This is a genomic window from Streptomyces sp. NPDC093111, assembly GCF_040683955.1.
In the GTDB taxonomy this organism is placed as follows: Bacteria; Actinomycetota; Actinomycetes; order Streptomycetales; family Streptomycetaceae; genus Streptomyces.
This window is the reverse complement of record NZ_JBFBNW010000013.1, coordinates 50932-74921: the sequence shown is the minus strand read 5'-3', so window position 1 is coordinate 74921 and position 23990 is coordinate 50932. Positions and strand designations below refer to the sequence as shown.

21 protein-coding genes and 1 pseudogene are annotated in these 23990 nt (G+C 71.7%); 10 read left to right on the top strand and 12 right to left on the bottom strand.

The window, feature by feature from the left end; translation table 11 throughout:
* Positions 1-159: 159 nt before the first annotated feature.
* The 5 genes from AB0Q96_RS23385 (at position 160) to rph (ending at position 7069) form a co-directional block, all read left to right on the top strand.
* A complete protein-coding gene (locus AB0Q96_RS23385; RefSeq protein ID WP_365328844.1) occupies positions 160-1896 on the top strand; it encodes an immunity 49 family protein in 1737 nt (578 codons plus the stop codon).
* Positions 1897-2016: 120 nt separating this feature from the next.
* A complete protein-coding gene (locus AB0Q96_RS23380; RefSeq protein WP_365328448.1) occupies positions 2017-2508 on the top strand; it encodes a GyrI-like domain-containing protein in 492 nt (163 codons plus the stop codon).
* A gap of 162 nt (positions 2509-2670) precedes the next feature.
* The gene (locus tag AB0Q96_RS23375) at positions 2671-3396 is read left to right on the top strand and encodes a hypothetical protein (RefSeq protein WP_365328446.1); all 726 of its coding nucleotides are present in this window, start codon (positions 2671-2673) and stop codon (positions 3394-3396) included.
* Positions 3397-3530: 134 nt separating this feature from the next.
* The gene (locus AB0Q96_RS23370; RefSeq protein WP_365328444.1) at positions 3531-4112 is read left to right on the top strand and encodes a dihydrofolate reductase family protein; all 582 of its coding nucleotides are present in this window, start codon (positions 3531-3533) and stop codon (positions 4110-4112) included.
* A gap of 272 nt (positions 4113-4384) precedes the next feature.
* Positions 4385-7069, top strand: coding sequence for a rifamycin-inactivating phosphotransferase (gene rph / locus AB0Q96_RS23365; RefSeq protein ID WP_365328442.1), 2685 nt, complete (start codon positions 4385-4387; stop codon positions 7067-7069).
* Positions 7070-7242: 173 nt separating this feature from the next.
* Here the strand turns inward: rph and AB0Q96_RS23360 are convergent, their stop codons facing one another.
* The 5 genes from AB0Q96_RS23360 to AB0Q96_RS23340 form a co-directional block, all read right to left on the bottom strand.
* Positions 7243-7665, bottom strand: a complete 423-nt coding sequence (locus AB0Q96_RS23360) for a universal stress protein (protein WP_365328440.1) — start codon at positions 7663-7665, stop codon at positions 7243-7245.
* A 1-nt stretch (position 7666) separates the two neighbouring features.
* The gene (locus AB0Q96_RS23355; RefSeq protein ID WP_365328438.1) at positions 7667-9175 is read right to left on the bottom strand and encodes an APC family permease; all 1509 of its coding nucleotides are present in this window, start codon (positions 9173-9175) and stop codon (positions 7667-7669) included.
* Positions 9176-9468: 293 nt separating this feature from the next.
* Positions 9469-9912 (bottom strand): hypothetical protein, encoded by a 444-nt coding sequence (locus AB0Q96_RS23350; RefSeq protein ID WP_365328436.1) that lies wholly within the window; start codon positions 9910-9912, stop codon positions 9469-9471.
* 233 nt (positions 9913-10145) lie between these two features.
* Positions 10146-10658: a thioredoxin family protein gene (locus tag AB0Q96_RS23345; protein WP_365328434.1), complete on the bottom strand. Its 513-nt coding sequence runs from the start codon at positions 10656-10658 to the stop codon at positions 10146-10148.
* A gap of 950 nt (positions 10659-11608) precedes the next feature.
* Complete coding sequence (locus AB0Q96_RS23340) at positions 11609-12250, bottom strand: DUF1326 domain-containing protein (protein WP_365328432.1); 642 nt, start codon at positions 12248-12250, stop codon at positions 11609-11611.
* A 255-nt stretch (positions 12251-12505) separates the two neighbouring features.
* Here AB0Q96_RS23340 and AB0Q96_RS23335 point away from each other — a divergent pair, with 255 nt between their 5' ends.
* Positions 12506-13033, top strand: a complete 528-nt coding sequence (locus AB0Q96_RS23335) for a hypothetical protein (protein WP_365328430.1) — start codon at positions 12506-12508, stop codon at positions 13031-13033.
* Between the two features lie 306 nt (positions 13034-13339).
* On the opposite strand, the gene AB0Q96_RS23330 is transcribed toward AB0Q96_RS23335, so the two are convergent.
* Positions 13340-14026 carry a hypothetical protein gene (locus AB0Q96_RS23330; RefSeq protein WP_365328428.1) on the bottom strand — a complete coding sequence of 229 codons (687 nt, stop codon included), beginning with the start codon at positions 14024-14026 and terminating at the stop codon, positions 13340-13342.
* Positions 14027-14642: 616 nt separating this feature from the next.
* On the bottom strand, positions 14643-15230 hold the full coding sequence (locus AB0Q96_RS23325; protein ID WP_365328426.1) for a TetR family transcriptional regulator: 588 nt from the start codon (positions 15228-15230) through the stop codon (positions 14643-14645).
* Between the two features lie 107 nt (positions 15231-15337).
* Between AB0Q96_RS23325 and AB0Q96_RS23320 the strand changes: the two genes are divergently transcribed.
* Positions 15338-16183 (top strand): methyltransferase domain-containing protein, encoded by an 846-nt coding sequence (locus tag AB0Q96_RS23320; protein WP_365328424.1) that lies wholly within the window; start codon positions 15338-15340, stop codon positions 16181-16183.
* 373 nt (positions 16184-16556) lie between these two features.
* Here the strand turns inward: AB0Q96_RS23320 and AB0Q96_RS23315 are convergent, their stop codons facing one another.
* Positions 16557-17042: a hypothetical protein gene (locus AB0Q96_RS23315; protein ID WP_365328421.1), complete on the bottom strand. Its 486-nt coding sequence runs from the start codon at positions 17040-17042 to the stop codon at positions 16557-16559.
* 130 nt (positions 17043-17172) lie between these two features.
* Between AB0Q96_RS23315 and AB0Q96_RS23310 the strand changes: the two genes are divergently transcribed.
* The 3 genes and pseudogenes from AB0Q96_RS23310 to AB0Q96_RS23300 all read left to right on the top strand — a co-directional run bounded on the left by AB0Q96_RS23310 (position 17173) and on the right by AB0Q96_RS23300 (position 19482).
* A complete protein-coding gene (locus AB0Q96_RS23310) occupies positions 17173-17625 on the top strand; it encodes a hypothetical protein (RefSeq protein ID WP_365328419.1) in 453 nt (150 codons plus the stop codon).
* Positions 17626-17788: 163 nt separating this feature from the next.
* Positions 17789-18013, top strand: a pseudogene (locus AB0Q96_RS23305) (transposase); the annotation flags it as partial.
* 935 nt (positions 18014-18948) lie between these two features.
* Entirely contained in the window at positions 18949-19482 is a 534-nt protein-coding gene (locus tag AB0Q96_RS23300) for an EF-hand domain-containing protein (protein WP_365328417.1), read from the top strand.
* A 115-nt stretch (positions 19483-19597) separates the two neighbouring features.
* Here the strand turns inward: AB0Q96_RS23300 and AB0Q96_RS23295 are convergent, their stop codons facing one another.
* The 4 genes from AB0Q96_RS23295 to AB0Q96_RS23280 form a co-directional block, all read right to left on the bottom strand.
* The gene (locus tag AB0Q96_RS23295) at positions 19598-20506 is read right to left on the bottom strand and encodes a class I SAM-dependent methyltransferase (RefSeq protein WP_365328415.1); all 909 of its coding nucleotides are present in this window, start codon (positions 20504-20506) and stop codon (positions 19598-19600) included.
* 176 nt (positions 20507-20682) lie between these two features.
* Positions 20683-21789: an NAD(P)-dependent alcohol dehydrogenase gene (locus AB0Q96_RS23290; protein WP_365328413.1), complete on the bottom strand. Its 1107-nt coding sequence runs from the start codon at positions 21787-21789 to the stop codon at positions 20683-20685.
* The gene (locus tag AB0Q96_RS23285; RefSeq protein ID WP_365328842.1) at positions 21786-23141 is read right to left on the bottom strand and encodes an aldehyde dehydrogenase family protein; all 1356 of its coding nucleotides are present in this window, start codon (positions 23139-23141) and stop codon (positions 21786-21788) included. The genes AB0Q96_RS23290 and AB0Q96_RS23285 overlap by 4 nt, the downstream gene beginning before the upstream one ends.
* A gap of 65 nt (positions 23142-23206) precedes the next feature.
* The gene (locus AB0Q96_RS23280; RefSeq protein ID WP_365328411.1) at positions 23207-23962 is read right to left on the bottom strand and encodes a (5-formylfuran-3-yl)methyl phosphate synthase; all 756 of its coding nucleotides are present in this window, start codon (positions 23960-23962) and stop codon (positions 23207-23209) included.
* Positions 23963-23990 lie beyond the last annotated feature (28 nt).

The following is a 23990-nucleotide window of genomic DNA, read 5'->3' as shown; positions in this document are numbered from 1 at the left end:
CGCCCGCCCGCCCGCCCGCCCGCGCGCCCGCCCGCCCGCGCGCCAGCCGCTCCCCGATCGGCGCAGAGGCCCGCTCTTCTCGCCGCCTGTCAGATCCCGCGCCTAGGCTGTCGCGGAAGTCGATCAGGGAGCAGAGCAGTGCGAATAGAGCGTCACCAGGTGGGCGAGGCCGTCGTGTCGGCGGCGCGCGAGGACTTCACGAACCGCGTCGGGCGTCACGTGCACTCCATGTCGCGGGCCGGCCGGATGGCCACCTACGAATGGCAGTCGATCGCGGACGAGTTCCTCGACTACCTGGGTGCCCTGTCCGTCACCGCACCCGACCTCGACGCCCCGGAGGCCAGGGCCGCCCTCAAGGACGCCTCCGAAGCCGCGGCCGGCGCCGTCGCCTACGCCGCGTACCACCCGCACTGCACGTTCGACGTGTTCCTGGAGTACGTCAACTTCGGCATGAGCTATGACCCGGGTGACGGCTCCCCCGAGGAGAGGGTCACACCGGGGGAGTGGACCGACGCGCTGTGCCTGTCGGTGCTCCGGGACAAGGCGGACTGGCACGGCGAGGCATTCCACCTCGCCCGCCAGAAGTTCGCCGAGCGGGCGCAGGGCACGCCTGCCGGCGAACTCGTCACGGGATGGACGGCCGTGGCCCTGGACTACACCGGCAACGACGAGGAGTACCCGCCGAGCGCGCGAGCCAAGCTCGCCGCCGTCGACGGAGCCCTGGACCGCATCCGGGCCCGTGCCGCGGAGACCGGTGAGCCCCTCCTGGACCGGCCGGACAGTATCGCCCTCCGTGCGTTGCGGGCGCTGGTCGCCGAGGACCGGGAGGCATTCGATGCCGCGCTCGCCGACCTTCTGACCGGGCACGCCGCCCGGCAGGGCCCGGCGGCCTCACCGAGCACCCTCCTCCCTCTGGTCCCCATCGCCCTCGCCGCCCTCGCGTACCGGACGCTGGGCTGGGCGCCGGCCGTCCGCACCGACTACCTCCCGCACGCGCTGGTCACCGGCTTCGAGACGCAGGGGCCGCGCGTCGCCGGGTTCGGCGGGGACCGGCGGCCCGACGCCGTCGCCGCGCTCGCCGCGGGCCCGCTGGTGGTGGAGCGGCCGGCCTGCGAGCGGGACGGGATCGAGCGGATCGAAGCCATGTACGAGGAGCACCTCCAGGAGGCGTTCACTCCCGACGGCGGCGAGCCCCTTGCCGTCTGGCGTCTGGGCAGCGTCATGGGCGACCAGAAGCGCCTGTTCCAGTGGCGGGCGGGGAATCCCGGCGACATCGCGGACGCCCAGCTCGCCACCCTTCGGCTGGCCTCTCAGCTGGGGGCGGCCCTGTTCCGCGTCGCGCTGGCGGATCCGGGCACCGAGGTCGACGTGTCCGTCGGCGGGCGCACCCTGCGCTGCCCGGCCAAGCGGGGCAACGAGGCCGGTGCCGGGTACTGGCAGACGGCCGTCGCCTTCGCCCTGATCACCGGCGTACGCGAGGACCTCGCCCCCCTGGTCCTCACCGGCCCCACCTTCGCCCGCCCGGACGGATCCGCGTTCACCGCCTACCGCGAAGCCCTCCACGCCTACCTGAGGGGCGCCGAGCCCGAAGCGGCCGCACAGCGGGCGCTGCAGGAGGCCGAGAAGGCCAAGGACTGGGGCTTCGCGATGCCGCCCGCAGTGCTGTTGTCACAGCTCGTGGAGGGTGACGAGGAGAGCTTCAACCTCGCCCTGGCCGACGCGCTCGAAGCCCATCGCGCCTACTACCAGGTCGCCGACCGCGCCGAAGGCCCCGAGGTCTCGGTCGACCTCGACGCCCTCGCCCTGGCCTGCCACGCCCGCCGCCGAGGCTGGGCCATCCGTGTGGAGTCCCCCTACCTGCCGCAGTACCTCCTGCGGGCCGCCGAACCCTTCTAGGAACCCCACGAGCACCCCGGAGCGGCCCGGAACCGCGGTGTACCAGGTGCCGACGACGAGTTGTCGGCGCGCGCCGGGTCTACACATCCTGAGAAGCGTCGCGAACAGGACGGGAGCAGTATGAACAGTCGTGAAGCCGCCGGGGCCGGTGCCGTTGAGCCGGAGCTCGTGGATCTCGAGGAGGCGACGACCGCGGTCGTCCGCGGGGCCGTGCCCGTGGCCGGTCTGCGGAACTTCTACGACTCCTCCTTCAGCGTCCTCGCCCGGACGATCGCGGGGCAGCGGATCACCGTGCTGAGCCCCGCTTTCGGTCTCTACCACGGCTCGCCGGGGGAGACCTGGGACCTGGAGGTCGGGTTCGTGACGGACCGGGCCGTACAGCCGGCGGACGGCGTCGTGGCCGGCACGCTTCCCGGAGGGCGGGTGGCCAGGCTCACCCACGTCGGATCCTTCGATGAGCTCGGGGCCTCCTGGGAACGCCTGCACTCCTGGATGCGGACGCGGGGGCTGACCGCAGGCGAGGACCGGTGGGAGACCTACGTGACCCAGCCCTCGCCCGACATGGACCCGCGCGACCTGCGTACCGAGCTCAACTGGCCGGTAGCCCCATGACCACGTGACCGTGCGCCGCCCTGGTCGCGCGCCGGGGCGGCCATGCCGAGCCCGCGGGCACGCCGTTGAGGCACCCGCGGCCCCGGCCCCGTCGCACCGCCATCTCCACGGCTTCGCCCAGGCGAGATCCCTTCATGCGGGCAGGAAGGCACTCAGACGCACATGGCAGCACTTCACGAGACAGAACAGGGCGGGCATCGCACCGGGCTCACCGTGACCGCAGCAGCGTTCGCCTTTCTCGTCCTACGGCTGTTCGCCGTGTCCGGCTACAACTGGCACACGGCCTTCGCCGTGCTCCACACCCTGGACCTGGACGACACCATCGGCCTGGTCCTCGGCACCGTCATGGCCGAGTCCCTCGCGGCGGTCCTGGTCCTCGCGCTCCTCGTACCCATCGCCGCCCTACGGATGATCACGGAACTGCGGAGGGTCCGGGAGGCCGGGAACCGCCCGGTGCCGGAGGGAGGACTGCCCGAGCGGCCGGACCTGACGGGCGCGCTGCTCCTCCTCGTCGCCGTCGTGGCCGTGATCGCGTACGTCGGGACGTACCGCACCTGGTGGCTGCCGGTCCTCGTGCTGGTGGTCGGCGGACTGGTCTTCGGGATCGGATACGGCCTCAGCGCCGGGGGTCGGGTCAAGCAGGCCGCCCTGTGGGCCAGCCGGCACCTCGTGGCGCTGATCGGTCTGGCCATGCTGATCGGGGCCGCGACGATCACCACCCCATGGCTGCCACTGGAACGGATCGAACTGCGCGACGGGACGCAGCTGCGGGGGTTCGTGCTGGAAGCCGAGCCCGGCTTCCTCAAGGTACTGACCGAGCAGGACCGGGAGTTCCACATCCTCACCGACCAGGACGTCACGTCGAGGGAGGAGATCGCAGCCCACTGAGGCTGGTCGACTCCCGCGCGAACATCCAGACCGGTCGCCGGGCGACCGGCCGCCCGGCGACCGGTTGTCGCCCTCCCGGACAGCCAGCCCACAACAGGCTAATTTGGGGCACCCCGAAGCGTGAGGAGAGCCCTGTGGGCAAGGTGGTCATGTACGGCTCGGTGTCGGTGGACGGCTTCGTCGCGGACGAGAACGACCAGCCCGGACCGCTGTTCGACTGGTTGTCCGGCGGCGAGGTCCCGTTGGACGAGAGCGGCGCGCTGAAGGTCTCGCAGGCGTCCTACGCCTACACCCGGCCGTACTGGGACCAGATCGGAGTCACGATCGTCGGCCGCCACGTCTTCGACCTGGCGGACGGCTGGGACGGCAAACCGCCGGGCGGGATCGACCACGTGGTCGTCGCGACGCACCGACCGGCGCCCGAGGGCTGGGACCCCGAGGCGCCGTTCCACTTCGTCGACGGTATCGAGGCGGCCGTGGCCAGGGCGCAGGAGCTTGCGGGTGATCGCGTCGTCGAGGTCTCCGCCGGCGATGTCGGTGGCCAGGCGCTTGCCGCGGGCCTGGTCGACGAGGTGCGCATGGACGTCGTGCCCGTCGTGTTCGGTTCCGGCAAGCGCTACTTCGGGTCGGTCCAGGCGCAGCACCTGTTGGAGGGACCTGAGGTGGTGATTCAGGGCGACCGGGTGCTCCACCTGCGCTATCGGACGCGCCGCTGACCTCGCAAGCCCGGTAAACCGGAACCGTGTCGATGCGGTGCCCGAGGGGCGCGGGAAGCGACAAGGGCAGGGAGAACGATCTCCTTGCCCTCTTCAACGTATAGCGCAGTGGGGGGCTTGCGGCAAGGCCCCGGTCGCGACGCACAATCGTCGACCTGAGGCCGACAGACCGAGGCCCGCAGCGATGCCGCACGGCGCGCGGCGGTCCGTCTTGGCCACAGCCACAGCACAGCCACAGGCATTTCAGCAGTCTTCTCAGAGGTGGGTAGCGAGTGATCGAGCGGTACGTGGTGGACCTGCGGGACGTCGACGAGGCACAGCTCGCGCGGGTCGGCGGGAAGGGCGCGCACCTGGGCGGCCTGTCGCGCATCGACGGCGTCAGCGTCCCGGACGGGTTCTGCGTGACGACGGACGCCTTCCAGAACATCGTGGCAGGCGAGCCGTCACTCAGCGGCCTGCTCGATCGGCTGGCCGGCCGCGACCCCGAGGACCTCGACGCCGTGTACCTGCTCAGCGCGCAGATCCGCCGGACCGTGGAGCACATCGAACTCCCGGAAGACCTCGTGGAGGCGGTCACCGACGCTCTCGCCCGGCTCGGCACGGACGTGCCCTGCGCCGTGCGTTCCAGCGCGACCGCGGAGGACCTCCCCACCGCCTCCTTCGCGGGCCAGCAGGACACCTACCTGAACGTCGCGGGGCCGGCGGACGTCCTGCGGCACATCAGCCGCTGCTGGGCCTCCCTGTTCACCGACAGGGCCGTCGTCTACCGCCGGCGCAACGGCATCGACGACCGTGCGGTCCACATGGCCGTGGTCGTCCAGCGCATGGTGTTCCCGAAGGCGTCCGGAATCCTGTTCACCGCCGACCCCGTCTCGGGCAACCGGAAGGTCGCCACCGTCGACGCCGGCTTCGGCCTCGGAGAGGCCCTGGTCTCCGGACTGGTCAACCCGGACGTCTTCACGGTGCGCGACGGCGAGGTGGTCTCCCGGACGATCGCCGCCAAGGAGCGTGCCGTGCGGCCCCTGCCCGGCGGCGGCACCGAAGTCGTTCCGGTCGACGTGCGCCGGCAGGAACTGCCCTCGCTGACGGACGCGCAGGTGGTGGAACTCGTACGGCTCGGACGGCACATCGAGACGCACTTCGGACGACCGCAGGACATCGAATGGTGCCTGGACACCGACGGCGTCTTCCGGATCGTCCAGGCCCGTCCGATCACGACCCTCTTCCCCGTCCCCGCGGCGGACGACCAGGACCACCACGTCTACGTCTCGGTCGGCCACGGCCAGATGATGACCGACGCCATGAAGCCCCTGGGCTACTCCATGTGGCAGGCCACGGCCATGGTGCCGATGCACGAGGCCGGCGGACGCCTGTTCGTCGACGTCACCGCGCGCCTGGCCGCGCCCGCGACCCGCGCCGGCCTCCTGGACGCCCTCGGGAAGGGCGACCCGCTGGTCAGGGACGCCCTCGAAACGGTCCTCGACCGCGGCTTCGTCCCGCTGCTCCCGGACCCGGGAGCAAAGGGCGGTCCGGTCGCCGAGGGCGGAGGCGGGGGCGGCGGCGGGCGGACCGGCGCGCCCAGCGCCGTCGACACCGACCCCGCCGTGGTCGGTGAGCTGATCGAGCGCAGCCGGACCTCCATCGCCGCGCTGGAGCGCGACATCCGCACCAAGCAGGGGCCGGAGCTCTTCGACTACCTGGAAGGGGCCTTCGAGGAACACAAGCGGGTGCTGGGCGACCCGCTGAACATCCAGGCGATCATGGCGGGCATGGAGGCCACCTGGTGGCTGAACGACAAGCTCCAGGAGTGGCTGGGCGAGAAGAACGCCGCCGACACGCTCACCCTGTCCGCCCCCGACAACATCACCTCGGAGATGGGGCTGGACCTGCTCGACGTCGCGGACGCGGTCCGCCCGCACCCGGACGTCGTCGCGTTCCTCCAGGACGTCCACGACCGGGGGGTGGAGGACGGCAGCTTCCTGGACGGACTCGACGGGCTCCCCGGTGGTCCCGCGGCCCGGAAGGCCGTCGAGGACTACCTCGCCCGGTACGGCATGCGCTGCGTCGGCGAGATCGACATCACCAGGGCACGCTGGCACGAGCGCCCCGGCGCCCTGGTCCCCGTGATCCTCGACAACGTCAGGAACTTCGAGGCCGGCGCCGCAGCACGCCGCTTCGAAGAGGGACGCGCCAAGGCCCACGCCAAGGCGCAGGAGATCCTGTCACGTCTGTGCGAACTGCCGGACGGGGACCGCAAGGCCGACGAGACCCGGCGGATGATCGACACGGTCCGCGCCTTCATCGGATACCGCGAATACCCGAAGTACGGCATCGTCAGCCGCTACTTCCTCTACAAGCAGGCCCTGCTGGAGGAAGCGGAGCGCCTCGTACGAGCCGGCGTCCTGCCCGATCGGGACGCAGTCTTCCACCTCACCTTCCAGGAGTTCCGCGACCTCGTCCGCCGCGAGGCGCAGGGGCCCGACGCCGAAGACCGCTCCACGCGGACCGACGGGCTCCGCGAACTGCTCCGGCAGCGAGCGGAGGACTTCAGGTCGTACGAAACGCTCACCCCGCCCCGGGTCCTCACCTCCGACGGCGAGGCCCTCACCGGGTCCTACCGGCGCGACGACGTGCCGCCCGGAGCCCTGACCGGCCTGCCGGTCTCCGCAGGAACCGTGGAAGGCCGGGCCCGTGTCGTCCTCGACATCGCGGACGCCGACCTCGAAGCGGGCGACATCCTCGTGACCACCTTCACCGACCCCAGCTGGTCACCCCTGTTCGTCGGCGTCGCCGGCCTCGTGACCGAGGTGGGCGGCCTGATGACCCACGGAGCGGTCATCGCCCGCGAGTACGGCCTCCCAGCGGTCGTGGGGGTGGACCGGGCCACCCGGCTGATCCAGGACGGCCAGCGGATCCGCGTACACGGCACCGGCGGGTACGTGGAGCTCCTGCCGTGAACCGGTCCGCACACACCACCGGTGCTGGTCCGGACCGGTCCACCCCGGCGGCCCCGCTGGCTTCGGGAGAGGGTGTTCCGTCAAGAGCAGGTGACGTCGAACCTGGATGCGTGGGAGGCGTCCACGTTGGTGTTCCAGCGGCCGATGCCGGAGAGCCGCAGAGCCGGCACGCCTCAGGCCGGTTCCTCGGGAGGGACGCACAGCACGGGGACCGTCGACAGGTGCAGGAGCTTGTGCGGGGTCGAGCCCAGCAGGGCTCCGCGCATCGGGCTCTCGCCCCAGCTGCCCACCACGATGACGCGCGCGGCGTGCCGGGTCGCCGCGTCGATGAGGGCCTGCGCGGGTTTGTCGTCGATCACCTCGACGACGGTCGGCACGCCCGCCCGGTCGGCCTCGGTGACCGCGTGTTCGAGCCCGGCGCGGCCGGCCTGGCGGATGGCCTCGTGGTGGGCCGTGTACTCCTCACCCACCGGGCCGGGCGCCGCCGCCCCGTAGACGAGGACGAGCCGCTCGTGGAAGGCCGCCGCGACCTCGACCGCGAGGCGCAGTGCCCGGGCCGCGCCGGGGGATTCGTCGTAGCCCAGGACGACCGACATCTCAGGGCTCCTTGCGAAGGCCGTGGGAGCGGACCAGGTCGGGGTCGGCGACGCTCGGGCGCTCCCGCCAGAACGCGGGTGACCGCAGACGCCACGCGATCATGATGATCACTCCGGCGAGGGTGATGCCGATGCCGATCACGAGCGGGGGACCGAGGCCCAGCCACGAGTCACCGCTGTACGAGTTCTCCGGATCGGACATGTCGGCGACCGACCGCACCAGGAGCCACCCGAGCAGCGCGGAACCGACCAGCGGGCCGAGCCCGATGAACAGGAGGTTGTGGACGCTCGCGAAGAGGTGGCGACGGTAGTAGACCACACAGGCGATTCCCGTGAGCGCGTAGTAGAACGAGATGAGCAGCGAGAGCGCGGTGAGCGAGTCGAACAGCGCGTTGGAGCTGATCCGGCTCACCACGAGGTACCAGACGATGGCGATCGCGGCGACCCACCACGTACTCACGTCAGGGGTACGGAAGCGCGGGCTGATGTGGCCGTACGAGGCGGGCAGCGCCCGGCGCCGGGCCATCGAGAGCGCCGTGCGCGAGGCCGGGATGATCGTCGTCTGGGTGGAGGCGATCGCGGAGGTGGCGACGGCCAGGAGCAGGATCCAGTCCCAGCCGCCGAGCACGTCCGTGGCCAGCTGTGCGAAGACGAACTCCTCCTCGCCCGCGTTCTCGGCGAGGAACGTCGGGCCGGCGTACGCCACGACGGCGAAGCCCACGGACACGTAGGTCACCAGCAGGATGACGGTCGACCAGAGCCCGGCCTTGCCGGGAGCGGTCGCCGAGTCCTCGACCTCTTCGGTGAGATTGACGGCCGACTCCCAGCCCCAGTAGATGAACACCCCGAGGAGCAGCCCACCCGTGAGCGCGGCACCACCGGCGCCGAACGGATTGAGCCAGCCGAGGGAAGGCTCCACGGAGTCGTACGCGCTCGTACCGTCGTAGACGCTGTACAGCGCCACGCCCACGAAGATCAGCAGGCAGGCGACCTGGGCCAGGATGAGCACGTTCTGCACCTTGGCCGACAGCTCGGTACCGATGACGCAGATGGCGGTCATGACGAGGATCAGCAGCACCGTGAGCAGCTGCCGGACGAACGTGTTGTCCACCAAGCCGTCCAGCCCGAAGGCGAGCAGGGCAAAACTGACCGCCACGTCGGCGAGGGAGCCTACGACGAGGACTCCGGTCATCGTGATGGCCCAGCCGCCGAGCCAGCCGGCCCACGGGCCCATGGCGCGGGTGACCCAGGAGAAGGTGGTCCCGCAGTCCTGGTCCACCTTGTTCAGGTAGTAGAACGCCGAAGCGATGAGCAGCATCGGGACGAAGGACGCGACCATGACGCCGGGCGCGTAGACCCCGACCAAGGCCACGACGGGCCCGATCACCGCCGCGAGGGAGTACGCGGGGGAAGTCGCGTTGAGCCCGATGACGAGGGCGTCGACGAACCCGATCGCGTTGGCCTTCAAACCCTGGGGGCGCCCGGCGGGCGCAGCGTCCTCTGCGGCCATGCTCCCTCGCTCCCGTCGAGCCGGACAGAACAGCGAGACCGACGCCCTCATCGTAGGGAGACCGGCGGGGGCCTGCATGCGCAGGCGGGAGCGACGTGTACGACGCCACCGCTCGTGGAGGGCGCTGAGCGGTACGCCGATCGGGTCGGGAGGATCCGACCGTCGGGCACCGGCGTAGGGCCGGGCCGGCTCCGTCCACCTGCTCTACGTGATCCACCTGTTCCACCTGTTCCTCCGGACGGGCGGGCGGACGAGGGACGGATGGACGGGCGGGCGGACGGGCGGACAGGCCGTCAAGGCGCGTCGAACGACACACCGTCCTCGCCCGTCCGCAGGCCCACGGCCCGGTCGGCCACGGGGATCGTGCAGCCCTCGGTCGAGCTGCAGCTCGCGTAGCCGATCAGGACCTTGGCCTCTCCCGCGGCGGTCGCCCGGATCGGCAGGGTGACGGTGACGGGGCCGTCGGGATAGACGGGCACCGCGCTGCGCACGCCGGGGACACGGATGGTCTTGACCGGCTTGTCCACCGTCATCTCGCCCGCGGTGGCGACCGCGCCGACGGGACGGACCTGGGTGGGCCGCCCCACCCCGTCGACGCCCTGGGCCGGGAGTGCGGTGCTGTAGAGGTGGAAGCCGGCGTCGTCCGGAGTGAACGTGGTGACCAGGGTGCCGGCGGCGGACTCCCAGTCGGTCACACTCAGCCGGACGGTCACGCCGTTCTCGTTGAACTCGGTCACCGGGGCAGGGCGCCGTGGAGCCGGGCCCTGTCCGCAGGCGGTCAACGACACGGCCGCGAGCAGGGCGGTGGCAGCCCCCCGGGCCAGGTGAGCGCGAAAGGGGTGGGAGGGGCGTGGGGATGCGTGCTGGAGTGTCATGTTCCAGGCCATGTCGTCGTTCTGTGTCTTTCTCGTGTCCAGGGGGAGGGCGGCGACCGTCGCGCCACCGCCGTGCCGACGCGGGCGGACCGTCATCAGGCCCATTTCCGCAGGAACGCGCCGAGGCCCGCGTCGGTCAGGTCGGGGTTGCCGGTGGAGTGCGTCTCGGTCAGAACCTTCCCGTTGCCGTCGAGGACGACCAGGACCGGCATCTTGTAAGCGCCCTCGCCGGTGCAGTAGCTGCCCAGAAGGCTCAAGGCGGCGGAGTCCGACCCGCCGATGTCCACCTTGACCACGTGGTACGAGGCGTCGAGCAGCGCGCCGACACCTCTCGTGGCGAAGACCTCGTCGGCGGCCTTGCAGTTGCCGCACCAGTTGGCGCCGAAGTCGATCAGCACCTTCTTGCCGTCGGCCTTGGCGGCGGCGAGCGCGGAGTTGACGGCTCCCCGGGCGTCGCGGCCGGTCGGGTAGCCGGAGGTGAAGCCCGACGACCCGGGTGCCGCACCGCGCTTCTGAGCAGTGGGCTTGGCCCGGGCGGCCGGCTTCGAGGCGGGCGTCGTTCTGGCGGCGCGCGGCACGACCTTGGGCGCGGCGGCCCGCTTGACCACGGGCGCCGGCGCGGAGGGAGTGGAGCTCGGACGCGCCGTCGGTGACGCCGGCGTCGGGGCGGGGGCGGGGGCGGAGGAGGCGGTAGCGGTCGGCGCGCCCGAGGGCGCCCTGTCCCCGTCATTCCCGTCATCCTGGTCGGTGGGCGTATCGAGGGCAGCGACCGTGGCCAGGTCCTGAGCCGAGTCGTTCTTCGGTCCGCCCAAGGCGGTGGCCACGGCAGCGGCGCCGACGGTGAGGGCGACGGCGGAGAATCGAACGAGGCCCTGTACGACCGTCGAGCGTGGTGTGCGCCGATGCGCGCCCATGGCGGATCAACCCCTTCTGTCGGTGAGATCTCCGGGGCCTGGAAGCGGCGTCGTCGGAGCGGGGCCAGAGTGATCGTTCTGACCGCTCGTGAGCCTAGGGGCCGAAATCGCCCGCGAAGCCGTCCTGAGGCCACCCATCAGGAAGCCTTAAGGAACTGATGAGGTCCGCGCCCGCCGAACGGCCCGAGGGGCTCCGTGCGGCCACGTCGATTCAGTGTGTTGCTCACGCAACCGGGCCGCGAGCGACGCAAGTACGAACGGCGAGCACCGCGCGGTCGTCAACCGGGCCCGAGCGCACGCTGGACAGGCCCAGTTCGTGGACACCGACACCGACACCGACACCGACGTGCCGCGGCCTGCCTGCACCCGGGCCGCCGCCCGCTCCTGGCTGTGGGCCGAGCACATGGCCGTCCACTTGACCGATGCACCCCCTCGCCATTCGCCAGTGTCGGCGAGGCACAGGACCGGCGGGCCAGAAGGAGACGGACAGCGCCACCACGCCGCTCCGCCCGTCCAGGTCGACGGCATCGAGACTCGAAGAGCCCTCCCGGATGACAACTCGGCATCCTGGTGCGGGAGCGTGAACGAGTGATCCCGAGGCGCGGGAGCGGTCCGTCGTCCGGGCCGGTCCCGCGCCCGCAGGCTCAGGCTTCGGGCCGCCAGTCGAAGGGGAAGTGCTTGCTCGACCCGCCGCGGTACGGGCGGGAGAACTCGAACCCCTCGGCCCGGTCCGCCTGCACGACGCCCCACGTCGCCACCTGTCCCGGCCCGACCTCCGCTCCCGGAGCGTTGATCAGCTGGACGCGCCGAGTCGGGTCGCCGGTGGGGCCGGTGAGTGCCTTCGCGCCCACGCTCACCTGGTCGGACACGGTCGCACGCCAGTACGCCAGGTCCTCGGCGGCGTCGAAGGTGATCGGGGCGTACCGCACCTCACGCACTTCCCCGATCAGCGAGCCGAAGGTGCCGGGCCATCCGCCGACGTTGCCCCGGAAGATCTCTTCCAGCGCGTCGCGCTGCGCACGGGTTCCCCCGGCGTCGATGTAGAACATCACGCTCATCCGCGCGTCCGTGTTCTCCTCCCACATGTTGCCGGCGAACTCGCCCAGCGCGACGACCGCGAGGCCGTCGAGGCGCACATCCTCGAAGTGCCCTTCGTGGACCTGCCACACAAGGGTGAACAGGCAGGCGCCGTTCGTGGGTGCCTGGGCGAAGGTGCAGGGGCAGGGCAGCGAGCAGCTGCAGACGTCGAACCACTCGCCTTGCAGGTGCCAGTTCATCTTGTCCATGTTCAAGCCGTTCCCCATACCTCCAGGGGGTATGCAAATGCGAACTTTCGTTCGCCTCTAATCGGCCACTGCGGGCACCGCCCCGCTGCGGAGCCTGCGCATGCGGTCGGACGAGCTCGGCGAAGGCTCTTTGGGCGTGGTGGCACCGGTCCATCGGCTGCGGATGCATCCGTCGGCCTGGTCGATCTGATCGATCTGCTCCGGGACGGCAGCGGGATACACTGCTCCGCCCCACCCCGACCGGAGGTCCTCTCGGTGTTCCCCGCACGGGTACTCGCCGGTGCCCCGTTGGTTCTGGTGGTTCTCGCCCTGTCCGGCTGCTCGCCCCTCTGGAGCTGTACCGATACGACGGCCAAGCGCGGTGAGGCCGGTGTCAGGGTGCAGGTCGAGAACGCGTCCGGGCGGCCTCTCGGCGTCACCGCCGAGGTCGTTGACTGGCGCCTTGAGCCCCACCCGCAGGTGCCCTCTGAAGGCGACAAGGTCCACTTCCGCTACCGCTTCGACGGTGCCGACGAGATATCCGGTCCCGCGGTGGATGCCTGCGCCGTCGACAAGAAGCGCATGGCGTTGGGGTGCCGGACGGTCTATTCGTCCCAGGCGTTCGGGCCGGATGGCCCCCTCGCAGGGGACGACTGGCTCTCCGTCGAGCACCCTGACCAGGTCGCCGAGGTGCTGTTGATCCCCAACGACCAGTCCTACGACAGGCGAACCTGCGATCAGGACATCAAGGATGGTGGCGGGACGCACCCTCCGGAACCGGCTGGCAGGGGAGACCAGCTGTAGGAGGTCAAGGCGGTTGAAGGCGGCGCACGGGTACGTCGACACCCCGGTGTTCGTGCCGCTTGGCGGTCTGGTTGTGCGCCCATCGAATATTGAATTCGAATACGGCAATCGATCGCAGTCCACTGTGCAGCGATTACGTGACCGACGCCGATGCCCGGGCGTCGTGTTCCTGCCGGGCCCTCTGGCCCTGTCGTCGTCCGTCCGCCGTGCCGAGGCTCGCCCGTGCCCGTCTTCCGCCGGCCGTAGCGCTGCCGTGTCGGCTCTGGCCGCGCGGCCGGGCCGAGAGCATGTGAAGGTGACCGCGAGTCAGGCGAGTACGTTGACGGCGCGGGCGACGACCAGCCCGAGGATCAGCAGGGAGACGAGGGACTGGACGCCCATGGCCATCTTGGCCCAAGGCGCCAGGGGCATCACGTCGGTCGGGCTGAACGCGGTGGCGTTGGTCAGGGCGAGGTAGAAGTAGTCGACGAAGCGGGGCCGCCAGCCGGCGCTCGCCACTTCGGGGTTGAGCTGCTGAGGGAAGGCGAGCGCGGGCGTGCGGGGCATGCGGTGGGCTCGGGCGGCGGCCCCGCCGCAGTCGAGCTCGAAGTACAGCAGCGAGAAGGCCAGAACGGTACACGCCCACACGGTGGTGCCCGACTGCAGCAGGCTGGTGGCGGAGGCGGTCTCCTTGCCGCCCTTGAGGATGTCGTCGACGAGCTGGACGGTGGACCAGACGGCGCTGAGCGCGAGGACGCCCACCAGGGCGATCGACATGGCGCGCAGTACCGTCGAGCGGCGGTCGATCCGGCCCGGGTCACCGGCGATGAGCGCGATCAGGAGCAGTCCCTCGACGGCCGGGATCACCCAGCGAGGCGCCAGACGGAGGTCGTCGGGAAGCAGGACGGTCAGCGCCATGGCGACGACGACGGCCGTGGCCATCGGCCAGCGTGCCTCGCCCACGGTCTCGTGCCGGTTCGGGCTCGCTGGGGGCTCGGTGATGCGTCCGGTCACGGTGGCGGCCCTTACGGTCGAGTGCGACGTGGTTGTCGCCGTCCTGCCCTCGGAAGATATAGCGATCCGGTGGGCGGTCGGCGGATCTCGGGCGTGGGCACGCCCCGCCGCGCGTCGGGTGCCGGCTGCGTCGGCCCCGCAGGCGGGGGAGGGGGCAGACGGCGGGAGGTCCGGACGGTCTGCACGCCACCGACGCTGCTGCTGGTCACCGGCGCTGCCGGGGCCGCTGTGCCGACGTCCTTCGTCAGCCCGGGGCTCGTCGCGGCGGAGCCGACGTCCGTTGCCCGCCTCCTCGCCCCGGGGGCGGCCCCGTCACGGTTCCAACTGCCGTGTCGTCGCCGCCGGCCCCGGCAGGTACCGCCCCCCGCCTTGCCGCTGCAGTGCCGTCCGCCGTCCGCCGTCCGCCGTCGGCCATCCGCCGTCCGGGGGAAGGTGTCTGCCGGGTGTACGGGCGCCGGGGGAGGGGCGGGCTGTCCGGGCCGCGCCGCCCACCTGCCCGACGTCCGTCTCCGGTACGGCGCGGGCCCAGGGTGCCGTCGCGCCGTGGGTCGCTGCCGTGGCCCGCCCGCCCGAACGGTGCCGCCCGGGCGCCGTCGGCCGCAGCGTCAGCCGGCTGTCACACCGTGAGGACCAGGGTACGGATGAGCCGCTCGACCTGGCCCCGAGAACCCGGCCCCGAGTCGGCGGTCCCGGTCATCAGGAGGTGGTGCAGCGTCCCGACGAGCGCGAGGGCCACGGCCTCCACGTCCAAGGGTCGCGCGACTCTCCCCATCTCCTGCTCCGCCCGGAGGTAGCCGCTGACCGCCTCCTGGATCGCGGTGAACCCCGGGGCGCCGGCCTGCCAGGCATCTCGGACGCGCTGGGCGGCCAGCGGCCGGGTCACCACGAGCCCGACCAGCCCGGGGTCCAGGGAAAGCACCGCCGCGGCCACCTGACCGAGGTTGTCCTCCACCGACCCGGCACCCGCTAGGGAGGGCAGGTCCTCCGACAGCGCGGCGGCCGCCGCGAACCGGTGCAGAACGAGCTCCGCGACGAACTCGTCCAATCCGGCGAAGTGCGTGTGCAGCACCCCTTTGGCGCACTCGGCTTCCTCGGTGACGGCCCTGCTGGTCAGAGCCGCGGCTCCGTCCCGGGCGAGGACACGCTCGGCAGCGGCGAACAAGCGCTCCCGCAAGCCTTCGATGGCGACTCCGCGCGGTGACATCAACTTCCTCCCAGGAAAAGGACATTGCAAGTATGGGCGCACGCCCATACTGTTTGGGCGTACGCCCATACTAGGGCCGACATCAACCGGACCGGAGGTCATCTCGCATGCAGCAGACCGCGAACACCGCCCAGGCGCAGGCTTGGAACGGCTACGAAGGCACGCACTGGGCCGCCCACCACGACCGATGGAACGCCGTCAACGCCGGTTTCAACGAGCCCCTGTTGGAGGCCGCCGCGATCCTTCCGACGGACCACGTCCTCGACATCGGCTGCGGCGCGGGCGCGACCACGCGCCTGGCCGCCCAGGCCGCGGCGCGGGGCCAGGCCACCGGCCTCGACCTCTCCGGCCCGATGCTTGAGCAGGCTCGCGCCGTCGCCGCCGCAGAAGGCACCACGAACATCGCCTTCACACACGGCGACGCCCAGGTCCATGACCTGCCCAAAGCCGCTTTCGACGTCGCGATCAGCCGCTTCGGCATCATGTTCTTCACCGACCCCGCCGCAGCGTTCGCCAACATCGCCTCCGCCCTCCGCCCGGGCGGACGCATCGCCTTCCTGAGTGCGGCGGAACCGGAAGCGAACGACTGGCTGACCGCGCTCACCGCGCTCAGGGACATCCTGCCGATCGGAGACTTCGGAGCCCCGGACGGACCAGGAATGTTCTCCCTGGCCGACCCCGACAAGGCCGCCAACCTGCTCCGCGCGGCAGGACTTCACGAGGTGAGTGCCGAACGCATCCAGGCGCACGGAACATGGGGCCGCACCGCCCAGCAGGCGGCGGACTTCCTCCTCGACTCCGGCCCCGGACGACACCTCCTGAGCGCGGTCGACCCCGACACCCAGGCCCACGCACGCCGCCGCCTCACCGAGAACCTCGCCGCTCACGAGACCGAGGGCGCGGTACGACTCCGCAGCACCGGTTGGCTCCTGACCGCCACTCTCCCCGCCTGAGCAGTCGAGCAGGGGCGAGCGAGCCGTCGACCGCCGGTACTCGGCAGCGGACGAACCTATGCCCGGCCCGCCGCGGCCGCGCGCACAGGTCCGGTGCTCTCAAGCCGGTGCTGGCCGAGCGCACTGCCGCCCGGCGCCGGGCCCTTGTCGCCCAGCCGCCGGGCATCCGCGTTCGCTCCCGCCGTGCTTGCCCTGCCCCGCTGCGGGGGCCCGGGTTCCGGGTTGTGCCCGTCCCGCACGCACCGTGGCTGCGGACCAGGATCCACCCCGCCCGGGCCCTCGCGGAACGGGGGGGAGAGCCGAGAGGCTTTGAGGGAGCATCCATGTCTCCCGCCACCCGGCGCCGGTCCGCAGGTCCGCCGCGTTCCGGTAATCAAGCCCATGCGTTGAAGAGCGTTCCGCCCAACGTGGTGATGCCGTAGGAGCGAATGAAGCGCCATTCAGTCTGTGTCAGTACTGAAGTGTCCATGTCGGACAGGGGTGTGGCGAGCTGCTCGCTACTCAGAACCGCGAAACCTGCTTCAACGAAGGCGGAGGCCCACGATGGAGGGGAGAGGAACTCTCCTGTGAACCAATCCAGGCGTTCTTCCGCGAAGGCGATCCAAGGATAGTGGGCGTGACACAGGATGACGCTCTCTCCAGTGCGATGGACGATTGACGCGGTATGGAAGCTCCGGGGGTACTCCTGAACTTCGATCTCACCCACGCGGCCCTCGACGGCTCGGGCAGCGGCATACAGAGCGGTTCGGAGCGCCCGCAGGTCGGTATCCGGAAGAGGACTGTCCTTCGCCACAAAGAACCCTGTTGCTCCCCGCAGGAGCGTGAAGCCCGTGTTCCCTTCGTTGATCACGCCGCCCATACTGCCTGGTGTGAGGCCCACTTGGTATCGTCGGCGTCGTCGGCTGCGGATTCATCCGGGGCTCAGTACTCCAGCCGTAGATCGCGATCTTCACGTCCATTCCGCGGCTTGTCGCCGGTAGCCTGCACGGGTGGGTGAGATCTGGGACGAACGGCAGCTGGTCGCCGACGGATTCGAGCACGTACACGCCGAGTTGGACTGGTATGACGGTCCCCGCGACGGGCTTGTCGACGTCGATGGGGTACCCCACTACTTCCAGTGCCACGACGTGGACTTCTCGGTTGCCCCGGATGAGTACTTCGTGTGGCCGGCGGATGGGACCCTGGCCGCGGTGGAGCGCGAACAGTGGACGATCTTCATCGCGTGGAACCTCGCCTACGAAGCTGGATCCGCCGGGATCGAGCGCCATCCCGGGCATGGAGGTATCGATCCCCGGTATGACGAGCTGACGGTACTGCTCACCCCGCACCGCCAAGCGCCTGCAGACGCGAAGCTGCTGGTTGCCGAGTGGCGGTTCGACGGCGGGGACCGCTACCGGGTCGACGGGGTCGACTACTGGGTTCGGTGGCGGGAACGAGAATGAGGCCGGACTTGATCATTGGCTGCTGTGTGGACAGTCAATGATCAAGCGCGGGCCTCGGCGCCAGGCGTAGACCCCGCCCGCTGGGAGGAGTCACTTCGAGGGCCTCATGAGCCGGATCGCAGGCCGCTTCAAGCGAGTCGACCCTCGCCGTCGGGCCTGACGGCTGGCGCTCGGCCTCTTATCCGATCTCCCGCGCAAGAACTGCTGGACCATCGCCGAATGGGTGGGGGAGACGCACCCCCCCAGACGGGATGCAGCACCCGCTCGGCTAGGCGAGGTGGGAGGCCGATCCGTCCGCGACGACGTGCGCGGCTACGTAGCGGACCATCTGCACGACGACCAGGCGGTGCTGGTGGTCGAAGAGATTGGCGACGTGAAGAAGGGCACCACCGCCGTCAGCGGCGGGACACGCTGGCCGCCGATGAGCGGAATCCAGGGCGGGTGACCTCCCCCAACCCCGTGCCAGACCGATGGTCAGGACCGCGGCTACCTCGGTGCACACGGTGAGCGTGAGCACGTACGGGATGGACACCCTCAGCGGCGGATCGCCGAACTCCTGGATCTGTCCCAGTCTGAATTGGACGGCGAAGGGCAGCCGCCACTGGCAGGAGCCCCCCGGATGGTCGAGCCGCGCCCGCTGCGCACACCTACCTAGGGTCTGGTGACCTCTCCGCTCCCCTCCCGAAAGGGTGGGCGTGGTGGTGCGGAGTGGGGGAGCTGGAGCCGGCAAACGGCTGGCTCGCCGAGCTGCCTGAGGAGTTCACCGGCCGCCGAGTCCGGGCGGGGACCGTCGCGGACGCACGGGCGACGCCAACATGGTGTGCTTCTCGCATTCCTACGCGGCCGACCCGGGCACGGGTGCTGGACGTGGTCCTGCAAGCGGAGGGTCCACGTGAACACCTGCGGTAGCGAGACACGGCGTTCGGACGACACCTGTGTGTTCTGCCTGCTAGCAGCGCTCGCCTGCTCGCAACGACAGCGCGGAGTGCCTTCGTGGCACCTGGTGAGAGCCTGCCCCTGAACCTAGCCGTACCCGCTGTCCGGCGACGCCCGAACGCATCAGTGAGTGGGAGATGCACAGGCGACCCGTGCAGTTGTTTGAACGGGGAGGGTCCGGCGCCTGGCCCCGAGGCCATGGCCAACTCCCCGGCCTCCGAAATCGACGGCTACCTCGCCGCGGTCACCGCCCTTCCGATGACACCCCTCACCCCTTCCGGTACCGCAGCGCCGTCGGCCGTCACGGCTGCCTCGCGGCGCCGTTACGTAGGAGCACGCACTGAGCCAGGCCCGGGACCGACGGGCCTCTGAAGACAGGTGACGGACATGCGAACTGAGGCTGCCCAGCGGGTCGAGCTGGTCTTCTCCCTCTTCGACGCCAACGGCAACGGGGTCATCGACTCCGACGACTTCGACCTCATGACAGGACGGGTCCTGGACGTGGCGACCGCCTCGGACGGCGCGGCCAGGGAGGCGCTCCGGGCCTCGTTCCGCCGCTGGTGGACGATCCTCGCAGCGGAGCTCGACGCGAACGACGACGGTGTGATCACGGTCGAGGAGTTCCGCCCGTTCGTGCTCGACCCGGACCGCTTCGGCCCCACGATCAAGGAGTTCGCACGCTCGCTGTCCGCGCTCGGCGACCCCGACGGCGACGGGCTGATCGAGCGGCCGCTCTTCCTCTCCCTGATGACGGCGATCGGCTTCGGGGAGGAGAACATCCACGCCCTCTTCGACGCCTTCGGCCCGGATGCCGAGGACCGCATCACCGTGGGCATCTGGGACGCCGGCATCGTGGACTACTACGCGCCGGACAAGGCCGGGATCCCCGGCGACCAGCTCGTCGCCGTCCAGGCGGTCTGACCGGCCCGGCCCGCTGCCTTGACGGGGGCCGTCCTCCCGCACGTACGCCCATGCGGGAGGACGGCCCCGGCCGTTGCGGCTCCTGGACCACCGCAAATGGGTGGCGGTCCCTCCGTCACGGCCGGGGCTTGTGGGCGAACACCCACCGGTTCCCCTCCAGCGCGTCGTTCGGCTCGGGCAGCGGTCCGCGGCCATGCCGTCGGCTGAACTCGAAGGGCGTGTGCATCGACACGGACCAGCCGCGTGCCCGCAGGGCGCCCGCCGAGTCCGGCCGCGGCCCGTGGTCGAAGAGGTGCAGCAGGTCGATGCCGATCTGCTCCCGCGTCGCCGAGTAGATCGGGCTGTCGCGATACGCCATCAGGTCCTTCTCCAGCTTGGCCTCGAAGGCGAGGGCGCTGCCGTCGGCGGCCAGCCGGTGCACCGAGTCGACGAGTAGTGTCTCGGCGGCGCCCGGCAGGTAGAACAGCAGGCCCTCCGCCAGCCAGACGCTCGGGACCGACGGGTCGAACCCCGCCGAGGTGAGCGCCGCGACCCAGTCCGCGCGGAGGTCGACCGGCACCGTCACCCGCTTCACCCGAGGGGCGGCCGACAGATCCTGGAGCACCCCCTCCTTGAAAGCGAGCACGCCCGCCCTGTCGACCTCGTACACCACCAGGTCCGACGGCCAGTCCAGCCGGTAGGCCCGCGTGTCCAGGCCCGCGCCCAGCAGCACCACCTGTCGGGCGCCCCGGCGGACCGATCGCAGCAGGAAGTCGTCCAGCACCCGTGTCCGCAGCCCGAAGTACCGGGCGAACCTCCCCCACAGGTGGTTGCAGTCCCCGCCCGAGACCTGCTCGGCGCGGACCGGCCACCCCGCGCATGCGGGGGCGGCACGGACGAAGTGCTCGGCGTAGCCGTCCTGGGCGAGGCTGTCGTGGCGGTGGGTCTCGATCGCCCGCGCCGTGGCGACCAGGAGCGCGGTCAGGCCCACGCCTCCGTCCACGCCCTCCGTCTCCGCCCCGGCGTCCGTGGTGGTGGTGTCCATGTGTCCTCCGTTGCCGGGAATGGAAGTGGGGGTCGGCGAGCTGATGGGGCCGTCGGGGGTGGCGTCTTTCGGTCGGCCACGGGTTGGTCGACCATGGGTTGACCGGCCACGGGCTGCCCGCCCACAGGTTGCCCGCCCGCCCGGCTGGCCGGGCCCACGGCCGGTCACCCGCCCGGTCACCCGAGGCCGCGCTCCGGCAGCAGCACGGGCTTGACCACGAGGCCGGACTCGCAGTCGCGTTCGGCCTCGTTGACGGCGGACAGCGGGTAGGTGCGGATGAGCTGGTCGAAGGGGAAGCGTCCGGCCTGCCAGAGGGCGGTCAGCCGGGGCACCAGGAGTGCGGGCACGGCGTCGCCCTCGCAGATGTGCCGGATGCCGCGCCCCCGGTCGAGCGTGCCCGTCTCGAGGGCGAGCGGCGAGTGGAGGCGCGCGACGAGGCCGAGGGTGCCGGTGGGGCGCAGGGCGTGCAGCGCGTGGTTGATGAGCGCGGGGGAGGCGGTGGTGTCCAGGGCGTACTGCGCACCGCCGCCGGTGAGGCGGCGGATCCGCTCGGTCAGCCCGGCCCTCGTGGCGTCGAGCGGGACCGCGCCGAACCGTTCGGCCAGGGCGAGCCGCCGGGGGTGCCGGTCGACGGCCACGGTCCGTACGCCGGCCGCCGCCGCGGCCATCACGGCGGCGAGGCCGACCGCCCCCGCGCCGAGGACGGCCAGGGTGTCGCCGGGTCCCGCGCCGAAGGTGTTCAGTACGGCTCCGGCGCCGGTGAGGAAGCCGCAGCCGAGCGGACCGAGCAGCTCGATCGGCAGCGCCGGGTCGACGCGGACGGCGTTGCGGGCCGGGACCAGCGCGTACTCGGCGAACGAGGACTGGCCGAACCAGCGCGGCGCCAGCGCCTTCCCGGCCGAGTCGGTGAGCCGGGACGGCTCCTCGCCGCGCCCCCCGAAGAGGTTGAGCGACGCGAAGGAGTCGCAGTAGGCGGGCGCCGCGCCGAGGCAGTTCCGGCAGCGGCCGCAGGAGTCGAAGGAGAGCACCACGTGGTCACCCACACCGACCGCCGCGTCGGGCCCGCCGCCGGACCGCACCACCACCCCCGCGCCCTCGTGCCCGAGGACCGCCGGCAGCGGGCTGCGGCCGGCGGACCGCCGGACGGCGAGATCGGTGCGGCACATCCCCGCCCCCGCCACGGCGACCAGCACCTCACCCGGCGCGGGATCCGCGCGCAGCGCGACCTCCTCGACGGTGAACGGCTCCTCGTACGCGCGCAGTACCGCCGCTCGGAACCTCATGCCCATCCCTCCCCGGGCCGGTGGACGACGAACGGGCGCAGGTTGCCGTACAGGCCCCAGGGGCCGCCCGCGACGCCGACGCCGCTGTCCTTGATGCCGGCGAAGGGCTGGGCGAGGGACAGCTCGGCATGGTGGTTGATCCAGACGGTGCCGCATTCGAGCCGGTCCGCGACCTCCTCGGCGCGGTCGAGGTCGGTGCCCCAGACGGAGCCGCCGAGCCCGAAGCCGGTGCCGTTGGCCGCCTCGACGGCCTCGTCCACGCTCCGGTACGGCAGTACGGGCAGCACCGGTCCGAACTGCTCCTCGGTCACCACCGCGCTCCCCGGCGGGACGTCAGTGAGGACGGTCGGCGCGTAGAAGTGCCCCGGCCCGTCCAGCCGATGCCCGCCGGCGGCCGCCCTGGCCCCCTCCGCGAGCGCCCGCTCCGTGACGCTCTCCACCCGGGCGAGCTGCGGGCCGTTGTTGAGCGGACCGATCAGGGTCCCCGGGGCGAGCCCGGGCCCGACGACGACGCTCTTCGCGTACTGGGCGAGGGCGTCGACGACCCGCGCGTGCAGCCCGGCGGGAGCGTAGACGCGCTTGACCGCCATGCAGACCTGGCCGCAGTTGCGAAACGCCGCCCAGAACAGGCGCTCCGCGATCCGCTCCACGTCGATGTCGTCGAGGAGCACGGCGGCGTCGTTGCCGCCCAGTTCCAGCGTGATCCGCGCGAGCGAGGGACCCGCCGCCGCGGCGACGGCGCGGCCCGTGGGCACCGAGCCGGTGAAGGTCACGTGCCGGATGCCCGGATGGGCCGCCAGCCGGGCACCGAGCGGCTCGCGCCCGGTGACGACGGTCAGCACGCCCTCCGGCAGCACGTCGGCGAGGACCCGTCCGAGCTCCAGGGTGGCGAGCGGGGTGTACGGCGAGGGCTTGAGGACCACCGTGTTGCCCGCCGCGAGGGCCGGCGCGAACTTCGCCGCCGCCAGTTGGAGCGGGAAGTTCCACGGCACGATCGCCGCGACCGGCCCGAGCGCGCGCCAGCGCACCTCGCTGCGTACGGGCCGCCCGTCGTCGACCCTGCGGGTCCGGGGGGCGAGGCCGGCGAAGTACCGCAGCCGAGCCGCCGTACGGGCGACCTCCGCCGCCGACTCGGCCAGCGGCTTGCCCTGCTCCCGGGTGAGGAGCCGGGCGAGTCCGTCGCCGGCCGCCTCCACGGCGTCGGCGGCCCGGAGCAGCGCGGCGGACCGGGCGGCGGAGTCGGCGCGCCACCCCCGCCACGCCTCCGTTGCACGTGCCACGACACCGTCCAGCGCATCCGGCCCCAGGTCCGGGGCCTCGCCGACGACATCCCCGGTGGCCGGATCGACCACGGTGAAGCGCGTCGCTGCCCCGCCGCCGGTGCCGCCCCCGAGTGCGGGCGCCCCCGCGCCGGGGGTCAGTGCGCGCCCCGGGCGCCGTTGCCGCACACCCGAGCCTGGCGGTCCATCTCGGCCCGGAAGGCCGCCACCAGGTCCGGCCGGATCCGCCCGGCGTTGCGGTCGCCGCCCTCGCAGACCGCCCCGCGGACGCCCACGATGTCCGTCCCCATCCGGGTCAGCGGCCCCAGGTCCTCCTGCCGGACGCTGCCCGCCAAGGCGGCGAGCAGACCGGAATCGTGGCTCCTGCGCACGAACTCGTCGCAGATCGCCGGCGGTACATGGTCGAACAGGCGCGTCCCGTCCTTGATCGCCGTGTCGAGCATCGCCGCGTCGGCACCGGAGCGGGCCGCGATGTCCGGCAGCGCCAGCGGGTTGACGCACCCCACGCGGTGGGCGTCGGCGTACCCGGAGGCGACGACCAGCGCGGTGGGACAGTGGTCCTTCACCGCCCGCACGACGGCCCGCATCACGTCGATGCCCTGCTCCGGCGTCGTGCATCCGTACAGCCCGACCTTGATGTACGTCGCCCCCGAGACGACCGCACCGAGCGCCGCCTGGGCCACCGTGCCCGGCTTGTACGGCACATCTCCGACGGTGGCGGAAACAGGCTTCTCCGCGGGCACGGCGTCGCGTATCTCCCTGATGACCCACGGGAAGTTGGCGCCCAGCGAGCCCTCGTCGGGCTTCTTGACATCGACGATGTCGAGGTACTCGGCCGCCTTGACGCACTCGAGCGCCTCGTCGACGCCGTCCGGGGATATGAGAAGCAACACCGTGAGCTCCTTCTGCCGCGGGTCTGCC

Bases quoted from the DNA above. Each gene is read 5' to 3' on its own strand.
- AB0Q96_RS23380 (WP_365328448.1), top strand. From the start codon at position 2,017: ATGAACAGTCGTGAAGCCGCCGGGGCCGGTGCCGTTGAGCCGGAGCTC.
- AB0Q96_RS23375 (WP_365328446.1), top strand. From the start codon at position 2,671: ATGGCAGCACTTCACGAGACAGAACAGGGCGGGCATCGCACCGGGCTC.
- AB0Q96_RS23360 (WP_365328440.1), bottom strand. From the start codon at position 7,665: ATGTCGGTCGTCCTGGGCTACGACGAATCCCCCGGCGCGGCCCGGGCA.
- AB0Q96_RS23355 (WP_365328438.1), bottom strand. From the start codon at position 9,175: ATGGCCGCAGAGGACGCTGCGCCCGCCGGGCGCCCCCAGGGTTTGAAG.
- AB0Q96_RS23340 (WP_365328432.1), bottom strand. From the start codon at position 12,250: ATGGACAAGATGAACTGGCACCTGCAAGGCGAGTGGTTCGACGTCTGC.
- AB0Q96_RS23325 (WP_365328426.1), bottom strand. From the start codon at position 15,230: ATGTCACCGCGCGGAGTCGCCATCGAAGGCTTGCGGGAGCGCTTGTTC.
- AB0Q96_RS23320 (WP_365328424.1), top strand. From the start codon at position 15,338: ATGCAGCAGACCGCGAACACCGCCCAGGCGCAGGCTTGGAACGGCTAC.
- AB0Q96_RS23315 (WP_365328421.1), bottom strand. From the start codon at position 17,042: ATGGGCGGCGTGATCAACGAAGGGAACACGGGCTTCACGCTCCTGCGG.
- AB0Q96_RS23300 (WP_365328417.1), top strand. From the start codon at position 18,949: ATGCGAACTGAGGCTGCCCAGCGGGTCGAGCTGGTCTTCTCCCTCTTC.
- AB0Q96_RS23295 (WP_365328415.1), bottom strand. From the start codon at position 20,506: ATGGACACCACCACCACGGACGCCGGGGCGGAGACGGAGGGCGTGGAC.
- AB0Q96_RS23290 (WP_365328413.1), bottom strand. From the start codon at position 21,789: ATGAGGTTCCGAGCGGCGGTACTGCGCGCGTACGAGGAGCCGTTCACC.